This window comes from Pseudomonas sp. AP19 (genome assembly GCF_001728855.1).
GTDB lineage: Bacteria > Pseudomonadota > Gammaproteobacteria > Pseudomonadales > Pseudomonadaceae > Aquipseudomonas > Aquipseudomonas fluorescens.
Window position 1 is genome coordinate 19,332 of record NZ_LXJP01000077.1, and the last position, 9,081, is coordinate 28,412.

A 9,081-nucleotide genomic window follows, 5' to 3' on the forward strand; every position below is an offset into this window, starting at 1 on the left:
TGGGTTTTGAATATCGCTGGCGATCGCGCCTGGTCGGCAGGTAGTACATGTATCGGCCTCGCTGACGCAGATCCGCCAGCTCACGAGTGAGCTTGTCATGAGGGAGAGTGCCAGGTGTAGACCGTTGGTGCTCGTGGAGCATTCTTTTCCGTGCTAGCCGGGCGTGTTGGTTTGAGCATCAATCGAGGCAAGGAATTCAGCAGAAAAACTCGGAAGTATCTGGCTATACACAGTCCAGACTGTGTACCCATCCTGCCGTTGGACGCTCAATTTCCAATCCGAACGCAAACCGATCGGAACGAGTTCATTCGTCTTTTTGCGGTCCCCAGTACGCATATTTTTAGCGACCTTGAGGTAAGGTGTTGCATCTGTGCCAACCAGTTCAACAGTCGCTCCACCATATGTCTGCAAGAACACAACGCCATCGTCCTGGACAAGGAAGCGATCCGCTTTCGCGTCAATGCAGTGTTCCAGTGCTGATTTCATACTCATTTCCTCTAACAGTCTGGATTACGGGCCGTGTGGGCTTTGTAAGAAAAGACGCCTGCCAAACAGACGAAGGCAATCAGACCGGCAATTTCCCAAACGCTGATAGCTCCAGCGCTCCATTCAATGCGAAATACGAGCGTTACTGAAAGAACTCCGAATATGAGAGCGAACAGATCGTATCCAGGAATGCTCCAGGGTTCGCTGCCATGCACTAACCACTCTTTGAAAGTTGCGTTCTGCTCGGACATGATTCAAAACCTTTGTTTTCGAGGGCGCGAAATTCGACGCATTTCACTGGCCTAGCCCAAACTTGCGGGGCTTGGGTGTACTTGGGCGACGTTTCCTGTACGAATGGGCTACCAGGTCCTTTTCTTCCCGGCTCTCAATTCACACAATCCCCACAGGAAAAAGACCACACCTAAAGCCCCTCCTGGCACCACCACCATACAAAATTCGGTGCGTAGATCAGGCCCCGCGTATGGATGTGTCCAGATTGCGAGCGCAACTGCTATAGAAATTAGCAGGCAGGCTAGCCCACCCCAGAGCAGTGCAAGGTTCGAGCGCAGGGCAACGTGCTCAAGTTTGTCCATGTGAATTCCTAGCCGCGGGCAGGGTATGCGTATAGAGACGCAGGCGAACCACCAGTCAGCGGAACGATTAGATCTACCGGCGTTTTCTCTGCATCACCTAAGCAATCCTTGCGGTTAATTTTGATCGTCAGGTCAGCGCCCTGTCCGGGAACAACCTTGCCGTAAAAGCGGCAATCTCCAGTTAGTTCTTGCAGTGCAATACGATCCCCAACAGAGGGATTGGGGTTATCGTTAAGCATCCTCAGCGGCATACCATCAGCAGATTGAGCGACGTTAGCAGCCATCAAAAGCGCTGCTGCTACGATAAATTTTTTCATAGTGATTTCAGATCCTTAGATTTCACACGCTCAGCCGGTCAGGCAGAGCGGTTATGTCAGAACGACATTTAAAAACGCGATTCAACTCGGGGTTGGCTGATTCTGCTTTGAATCTAGCATTCCTCGCAGAAGATCTGCGGCATCGTAAAGGCCAAGCTTGTTGGCGGCCACGCGCAGGTCATGCAGTTGGTCCAAAATCCCATCCTGCCGCTGAGGCTGTTGAGGTATCGCCAAAATAGCAGCCTGGGTCTCCGCATTCATCATTTGCTCCTAATGCCTTCAAGCTGGGTAAGCCGGTGTATCACCGACGTAGACGAACTCACGGGCCAGGTGGTCCCAAAGGTAACCGTGCTTGTAGGCCTCAGCACGAACGTTGTCCACCCTGTCGCTCATACAGCTCACCGGCTGGCGAATAACCGCCCGGCACTTCGCTTTCACCCACTCTGGCAAACTCATACTTGATCCCGCCCATATGTCCATTTTGATGGTGAAAGTATTACTGAGTACGCGGCGTGCCAGAAGCACCTGCCGGTGAAGTATTCACTCTGCATCTAGGTGTACTCGATAGGCTTTTGGCTTATTCCTCCCACTCGATCACATCCCAGTCGTAACTGATCTCGCAGCCATCGCCAGCGGTACGCCAGGTGCAGTCACCCTCCTCTACCCTGGTTAGCAGCTCTTCAACGGTTGACTTGGTATTCCAGTGGCGAAGCTTGCACAGGACTGTCGTACCTGCTGCGGGGAGTCGGTCTTTTGCAATGATCCATGTCATCGGTTAATTCCAGCCTGAAGTGGTTCCGCACCATGAGTGTGGGCGCTAATGGAGACCACACAATAACGGCTACTTTGGCGTGCCTGAAGCCATAACACAGGTAGGAAAATCAGTTCTTTCTACAGAGTTCAAAGGGGATTTCGAGGCTCATGAGAGCTGATCGAAAAGACGCAAAGAGATGGGCTTTTCAGGATCAATTTTTCGCCTGTGCGAAGAGGCTGTCGTAGATTCCTGCAGCCAGAACCTCCTTCAATTCCTTAGCGAGGGCTGAGAGGGATTCTAGCTGGCTGACGTCTTCGATAAGAGCAGACAGGGTGCCGTCAGATGGCATTGATTGAACTGAATTCAACAAGTCAGCTCGCTGATCATAATCTAGAACCACCCCTGAGATCTTCTCAACCATACTGGCAGCATATTCTGCATCACCTCGCCCCAGCGTCACTGGCTTGATAGGTGCTGCGGCGATCGGCAAATCATTCACTGAGATCGCACCACTTTCGATGCCTTCCTGGACATTGGAAAATGCTGCATCTAACCGGCGTTCATCACGCACAAAATCTGCAATTTGACTGAGTTGCTTTGCGTCCACTGCTGTTACCCCTGAATCCGATAAGAGGGATTGAATGGTTCAAGGATACCCCAGCTTTCGATACAACGCTCAAGCATGTATCTCGCAGCAGAGGCCTGGTGCAGGCCGCTTCTGGCACAACGATCGACGGCCGATAATGGGCACCTCAACATAAAGAGGTGTCTCATGATCATCAACGAGAAGGCAGTTAAGAAAATCGAGGTCTATGCCTGCCCACGGGACCTTCGTACTGGCAAGAGGGCTAGCATGCGCGACTGGCGCGTGACCGTACAGTTTGTTGATGGCCACGTATGGAATGACGGTGGCCACGGCACACGTAAAGCGGCATTGGCCTATGCCCACCGCTACGCCCGGTGATGGTAACGACTCGCTCCCATCTCAGTCCTCTTTCTTGCGCGCGTCTTGGAGAGCTTTCAACGCTTCAGTAATGGCAAGCGCCTGTGCCGAAAGCGCGCTGGCCATATCTGCAGTCGCTGAATCATTTGCGGCAGAGCCCGGAGTCACATCCATTCCACAAGATGCCCTGGACTTGATCGCCGACTTCGCAGCAAATTTTATAACTTCGACATAGTTTGGATCTGCAACTACCAAATTCCACGTTTTATTTCTAAGAGGCAAGTCAGTAGATGCATCATTATTGAACGTGATGGACAGCTTTCTGCAAGCTGAGGTTACAAACTCATTCTTTCTCACCCCTTTAGCATTCTCAATGTATTTATTCATCAAAATTGAATCTGTAGGTACTGGCCCAAGAACAGCTGTGTAGGTTGCTTTAGCGCTACTGGTTGGGTCTCTAGAGGCAATGGTCTCAGTCACCTTCCCACCCCTAGCCGATGCTGGTAGCCCGTCCTTGGCTACTGGTATTTTCGAGTTTTCAGCCGTCACTTTTTCAATAAGGACTTCTGAATCAATTTCGACTGGCAGGATCATGTAGGCGATAGGTGGCGCCGGCTTCCCAGCCGCAAAAGGGACCAAAGCCACAAATTTTACTAGAGAAACTAGCGCCCCGCCCCAGGTAGCTATTTCTTTGGAGCGGTCATCTGAAACCGAAATATTTAAATCATTAAAGGTGTTTGTTCCATCCACCTTTGTATATGACAAATAAGTGGTTTCTCCCCATGGATCATCTTGAAGCATTTCGTATGTTTTTTTGGTTGATTCGGATTTCACGTTTCCTGCTATCAAAGAATCGATTTCCCCGCCTTGCTTACCATTCTTGCTTGTGATGACAACCAAGGTAGTGGGCAGCGTGAAGCGGGTCAGACTTTTTGGGCTAGTCGAACAACTCCCAACATCACTCTCCTTGCACGGAAATTCTCGATATTGGACATTTGGCACCGGTGTGCCGCATCCGGCTAACAGCATCAGCGGCGCGATAGAGGCGAAAATCATTTTCGAATTCATCAAATTTCCTCAGGGAAGGATCGGCACCTCGAATGGCTTCATTACGCTAGCAGAAGGCTGGCGAATTTCCAGTCAATCTGAAGCCCGGAGCCCCGGAAGCATTGGGTCAAACTAGTTTCGGCTGTCGGCTGTGGACACTTGGGACTGAGGCTGAGCAAAACCTGACTTTGAATTCCGCCTACTGGTTTTGACTCTGTGCTGGGATGTTCCCGCGCTAATTTAGTGACATCAAGATGAGGCAGGTGCTTCTGGCACACCAATAGGCCTCGCAGACTGAATGCCTCAAATTCGCCTAGGAACATTCCATGTGCCCCTTTCAAGTGTCTGAAAACCACCCTCCCAGCGCCGGCGATGCGCCCTTTAAACCAGCAAGTGAGTTCTACCCCTGCAACTGCGGGCATACGGGCCCACTGATTCGCGAACGCTGTGGCGCAGATATGACCGCATTCGCAGTTCGCTGCCCTGGTTGCAACAAATCTGTCCAGGCGTTCACCGAGGATGGCCTACCAAGAAACTGGAACGCGGTCAGCCGCAAACACGCACCAGCCCCGTCGGCGGCTCTGACATGAGTGCCGTGCCGGCAAAGCGCCGAGAGCGCGCCATCGAATTCACTGGCGCAAAGCTTCGTGCCTTCCAGAACGGTGCGAGCAATGTCACCCGACGGATCGTCAAAGGCGCTGCACGACAATGGCTGATCGACCAGTCCCCAGCTTGGGTGGTGAGCCACGCTGATGAACTCTGCCCCTTTGGCCAACCCAGGGATCTGCTATGGGTGCGCGAGGCCTGGAGCCAGGACTTCGCGAACCATTACCCGTTCACAACCACTTGGTACCGCGCGGACGACGATCGCAGCTACGAGATCAATGAAAAGGACGGTGTCCGTGGGATCTACAGTCCTGAGCATGACGAGCACGTGCCTTTCAGATGGCGCTCCAGCCGCTGCATGCCGCGAAAGGCAAGCCGACTGACACTCGAGATGACCGGGCTCAACATTCAGCGCCTGCACGAAATCAGTGACCAAGAGATCATCGCCGAGGGTGTGCGCCAAGCGCGAGACGGCAGCGGTTGCTGGATTGGACGCGAAGGTCCACGGAAGATGGTCACCCCGTGGTTGACCGCCCGCGAAGCCTTCATCGACCTTTGGGAAGAGAAGCACGGACCCGGCAGTTGGGAAGCGAATCCCTGGGTCTGGTGCATCGAATTCAGGAGACATCACAATGGCTACTAGCCTACGGCCTGTGGCCTCCAGTATCACCAACACTTCTGGGGCCCGCCATGACTGACATCAAAAACTGGGTGAAGGTACCGTTACCGCTCACCGATGAAATGGAAGTGGCATTTGCCGAAGCTTGGTACTCCAAGCGGCGCTGTATTGATGACGTGGAAATGTCTGATGCCTGGGCGGCCGCATGCAATGCAGCACCTGAGCCGCCTCAAGATCCGCGTACAGAATCCCTGCAGCGCCAGGTCGGCAGACTCAACGATGTGGTTAGGAACACAGGCAAAGCACGTGACAAGCTGCAGATGGCAAACGATGAGTTGGTTTCCCTGCTGCGGGAGTCATTCGTACGGGATAAAGCCGGGTTTTACAGCGTAGCCATGACGCCTTCTTACCGGGAGCGTGTTCGCCAGGCGCTGCAAAAATATGAATTCCGCCGGCCGGGCGTTCCTACCCTCTGCGAAGAAACGGCTGACCACTTCCAAGAGGCCCTCGAGGCTGAGCGCCCAGGTTCCGAGCAGATCCGGGGCGTCCTTAACGACACAATCGCTCGAGCAGAGGCAGAACGTGATGCTGCGCTCGCTCAACTGCAGGCCCTTCAGAATGAACCGGTATCGGTGAAGCTGATTGTTGTGCACCGAGGCAATGAAGTTGACGAACCGCAGGTGACCTTCAGCCCCGAGTTTGCCCGGCAGTTTGATGCCCTCCCCGCCGGAACAGAGGTATGCCTGTACACCAGTCAGCCGTCGCCTCGTTTCCGCGGTGAGGGTCTGGCCCAGTTGGCGTTTCCGACCATGCTTCGGCAAATGTGGTCCGGTAGTGACGTTCAAGGTTGGCTGAACGAACAAGGGCCGGTCTATGCATGGCCCTCGCTGCAAAGAGCCTCGTTCCAATCGCGCGTGGCACCCTGGCTGGTCGAGTGCTTTGGAGATGCGATCGCCCAGGACACACAAGAGCGCAACCAACGGTTTCTGGAAGAAGCCCTTGAGTTGGTTCAAGCATGCGCCTTGACCTCAGACGAGGCTCACCAGCTGGTCGACTACGTATTTGGACGGGATGTTGGCGAGCAGTCGCAAGAGGTCGGCGGCGTTATGGTGACACTGGCTGCACTCTGTCGCGCCCACAAGCTGGCAATGCATCAGTGCGGCGAAACTGAGCTTGATCGAATCAGCCGCCCAGACGTGATGGCGCGGATTCGTGAAAAGCAGAAAGGCAAACCAGCATTCAGCCCTCTACCGGGCGTATACCCCGATCGCCGTTAGGAGCAGACATGGTCACCACTTCAGATGCGATACACCCAGAAACACCAGCTCGGTGGAGCTTCGCTTGTTCGCGTTGCACCTGGTGTGGATTCAATCCCGACGTGACCGTAATTGGCTACTTCGCCGACTGCTCTGAGTGTGGCGGGTCTTGTACTACGGATGTGCCCAGCCATGAACCAGTTGCAGGGCTGGCTGACAACAACTGATTTTAGTTGTTGCCCTGCCTGTCCAGGTGAGGTTACTGAGAACGAATTAGGAAGATGAGCAGCTTATGAATAATCAAGTCAACGTAGTGCGAAAAACAATCTTGTCCTGCACCCTTAACTTAGGCGTCGGCATCCTATTTATGGGGGTTTTAGCTGGGCTCATAGCTTTGGTTCCCATGGTCGAGGAGTGGCGGGCCCAGACGTGGGAGCACGTGTCGGGAATCATCACAAATGGCGGCACTAAAGTGACGCCTGCGGCATATATCCAGTGGGCGACATTACTATCCGCCGTATGGTCATTGTGCATTGCGTTGAAGCTTTGTAACGCACACTCCCTATGGTGCATCCCGTTTGGCCTGCTGTCAGTTAGCTCAGTTGTGCTCGGCGTGATTCCCGCCCAATATGCAATCATGTCCGTTTGCGGAGATTGGCAGCAAACCTTCGTATCCACCCAGCCTATCCTGATAAGGAGTGCGGTGGCCGTGGCTACACTACTTCCATGCATAGGGCTGCTTCTGTTCATGATTTGTCTGGTATGGACTTACTGTGGGGAGACCCCAAATCCCGCCAAACACAGGCATGAAAGCTGATGGTGGGCCCTGGGACTACTCAGCGCTCGGCATGAAACTCTATTTATTTTCACCTTAGAACTGAGCAGGCTCGAACGGTATTCACGCGCTGATCGTCTTCCTGACCCCAGCTCAGCATTTTAAAGGGGCAGAGAGCCCAGTCGTAGGGCTGCCTGTATCTGTGATCAATGTGTCGTGTGGTTTTGTGGGGCTGGCAAGCGCGGCTGCAGAAATGCCTCTTCATAGCCTTCCTCGCCAGGGAACAGGTTGTGTTTGTCAGCAATCAATACTTGATAGATGCGCTTGACCTCGCCACGAACATCGCAAACGTGTTCCGCCATGGCCACAGCTGCGTCAACCTGCACGCACTTTGTACGCAGCCCCTGGCCGGGCACAGACGACAATTCAACAAGGTCGGAACGTTCGTTCTCGATTAGCTCGCCAGCCTTAGCCAATTCAGAATATGCGTTGACCATGTAGGCATTCAATTCGTGATCCATACCGGCCATTGAGACAAGCTCGAAACCCACCGTGCCAGTAAGCCCGACTGAGTATGCGAATGAAGGAGAATCGTCACCGCCGAATACAGGCTTTACAGCGTAGCCCTGCTCTTGAATAACACGATCAATCTCGGCGGCCATGCTTGGCCCCAGGAGCGAGATGCGAATGACCCGGACTATATCGACCAAGTTTTCCTCAGTTACCAGTCCATCCACAACCAGCTGGCTGAGGTGAGCACCTACAGTCACTGATGGCGCGAGCTCAAAGGTCATGTTTGCAGCAAGAGTGCTCATCTGGAACTCATTGATGAGATTAGCGATGCCGGGGACTTGAAGCTTCAGCGCGGCGATTTGAGATGGTGTTGCATCGGGAAGGTCAGACATTGGTACTCCAGAGCTATTCGTTGAGTGTGTATAAGGTTGATGTAGCCATTCTGCCTGGGTCCCCTCCGTGCCAGAAGCATCCACAGTGATTCCGGATTGATCTTTTGGGTGGATACATCTAACCCGCTGCATATACTCAACCGATCCTGGTGGGAACACTCGCCTGAAACCCGACCTGATGGAATGAACCATGTTCTACGAAGACATTAAAGCAGCCATGCTTTCCGGCAAGCTCAAGGTTGGAATATCGCCGCTGAACAGTATCTCGTACCGCGATCAGATATCCATCGAAGCCCCAGGGCTGCTCAGCATCAAGGCAAAGTTTCTGACAAAGGCTGATCGGTTGGCGCTCGTTAATCTGGTGAAGCAAACCACCGGTGATGCAGCGCGTGAGTTGAAGACCTCGACTGTTCAGCAATGGCTTGAGGAACGCAAAGCAATGCTGTTAACCGGTAAGGCGGCCAGCGGCAAAACCACTTTCCTTCAAGCCGCACTGCCCAGCGCGGTTTACTTGAATGGACTTACGTCTGATTGGTCAAACGCAAACTGGTTTTGGTATCAGTTGAGCAAGGACCCTCACCTACCAGTGGTGATCGATGAGCCAAAAGCGTTCCCTGTTCTGGTTCTCGCCGAGATCCTGAAGATCATAAAGGATCAAAGTCGTGGGTATGTGCTTGTAACCCAAGCCGAGTCTGGGTCAGGATTCAATGAGCTCTGGCAGTCGATGACAACCGCGCCTGTCGGTTTCCTCGGCTACCCGCAGATTGACCCCAATTTCGT

General features: G+C 53.4%; 12 protein-coding genes. 4 read left to right on the forward strand and 8 right to left on the reverse strand.

What is annotated here, in order from left to right; translation table 11 throughout:
* Positions 1-153: 153 nt before the first annotated feature.
* The 6 genes from A7D21_RS31100 to A7D21_RS31130 all read right to left on the reverse strand — a co-directional run bounded on the left by A7D21_RS31100 (position 154) and on the right by A7D21_RS31130 (position 2,757).
* Positions 154-486 (reverse strand): hypothetical protein, encoded by a 333-nt coding sequence (locus A7D21_RS31100; RefSeq protein WP_069553547.1) that lies wholly within the window; start codon positions 484-486, stop codon positions 154-156.
* Positions 487-497: 11 nt separating this feature from the next.
* Positions 498-737, reverse strand: a complete 240-nt coding sequence (locus tag A7D21_RS31105; protein ID WP_069553548.1) for a hypothetical protein — start codon at positions 735-737, stop codon at positions 498-500.
* 350 nt (positions 738-1,087) lie between these two features.
* Positions 1,088-1,396, reverse strand: coding sequence for a hypothetical protein (locus A7D21_RS31115; RefSeq protein WP_069553550.1), 309 nt, complete (start codon positions 1,394-1,396; stop codon positions 1,088-1,090).
* 81 nt (positions 1,397-1,477) lie between these two features.
* The gene (locus tag A7D21_RS31120) at positions 1,478-1,657 is read right to left on the reverse strand and encodes a hypothetical protein (protein WP_069553551.1); all 180 of its coding nucleotides are present in this window, start codon (positions 1,655-1,657) and stop codon (positions 1,478-1,480) included.
* 316 nt (positions 1,658-1,973) lie between these two features.
* On the reverse strand, positions 1,974-2,168 hold the full coding sequence (locus A7D21_RS31125; RefSeq protein WP_069553552.1) for a hypothetical protein: 195 nt from the start codon (positions 2,166-2,168) through the stop codon (positions 1,974-1,976).
* Positions 2,169-2,361: 193 nt separating this feature from the next.
* A complete protein-coding gene (locus A7D21_RS31130) occupies positions 2,362-2,757 on the reverse strand; it encodes a hypothetical protein (protein ID WP_069553553.1) in 396 nt (131 codons plus the stop codon).
* A 165-nt stretch (positions 2,758-2,922) separates the two neighbouring features.
* Here A7D21_RS31130 and A7D21_RS31135 point away from each other — a divergent pair, with 165 nt between their 5' ends.
* The gene (locus A7D21_RS31135; RefSeq protein ID WP_141718297.1) at positions 2,923-3,114 is read left to right on the forward strand and encodes a hypothetical protein; all 192 of its coding nucleotides are present in this window, start codon (positions 2,923-2,925) and stop codon (positions 3,112-3,114) included.
* Positions 3,115-3,135: 21 nt separating this feature from the next.
* Here A7D21_RS31135 and A7D21_RS31140 read toward each other — a convergent pair whose 3' ends face one another.
* Positions 3,136-4,161: a hypothetical protein gene (locus A7D21_RS31140; protein WP_069553555.1), complete on the reverse strand. Its 1,026-nt coding sequence runs from the start codon at positions 4,159-4,161 to the stop codon at positions 3,136-3,138.
* Between the two features lie 565 nt (positions 4,162-4,726).
* Here A7D21_RS31140 and A7D21_RS31145 point away from each other — a divergent pair.
* Both A7D21_RS31145 and A7D21_RS36085 read left to right on the forward strand, forming a co-directional pair.
* Positions 4,727-5,389 (forward strand): hypothetical protein, encoded by a 663-nt coding sequence (locus A7D21_RS31145; RefSeq protein WP_069553556.1) that lies wholly within the window; start codon positions 4,727-4,729, stop codon positions 5,387-5,389.
* Between the two features lie 47 nt (positions 5,390-5,436).
* Positions 5,437-6,642 (forward strand): hypothetical protein, encoded by a 1,206-nt coding sequence (locus A7D21_RS36085; protein WP_218188708.1) that lies wholly within the window; start codon positions 5,437-5,439, stop codon positions 6,640-6,642.
* A gap of 960 nt (positions 6,643-7,602) precedes the next feature.
* Here A7D21_RS36085 and A7D21_RS31160 read toward each other — a convergent pair.
* Complete coding sequence (locus tag A7D21_RS31160) at positions 7,603-8,301, reverse strand: DUF4262 domain-containing protein (RefSeq protein WP_069553558.1); 699 nt, start codon at positions 8,299-8,301, stop codon at positions 7,603-7,605.
* Positions 8,302-8,491: 190 nt separating this feature from the next.
* Here A7D21_RS31160 and A7D21_RS31165 point away from each other — a divergent pair.
* Positions 8,492-9,081: hypothetical protein (locus tag A7D21_RS31165; protein ID WP_141718298.1), on the forward strand; the 590-nt coding region annotated here is incomplete at its 3' end.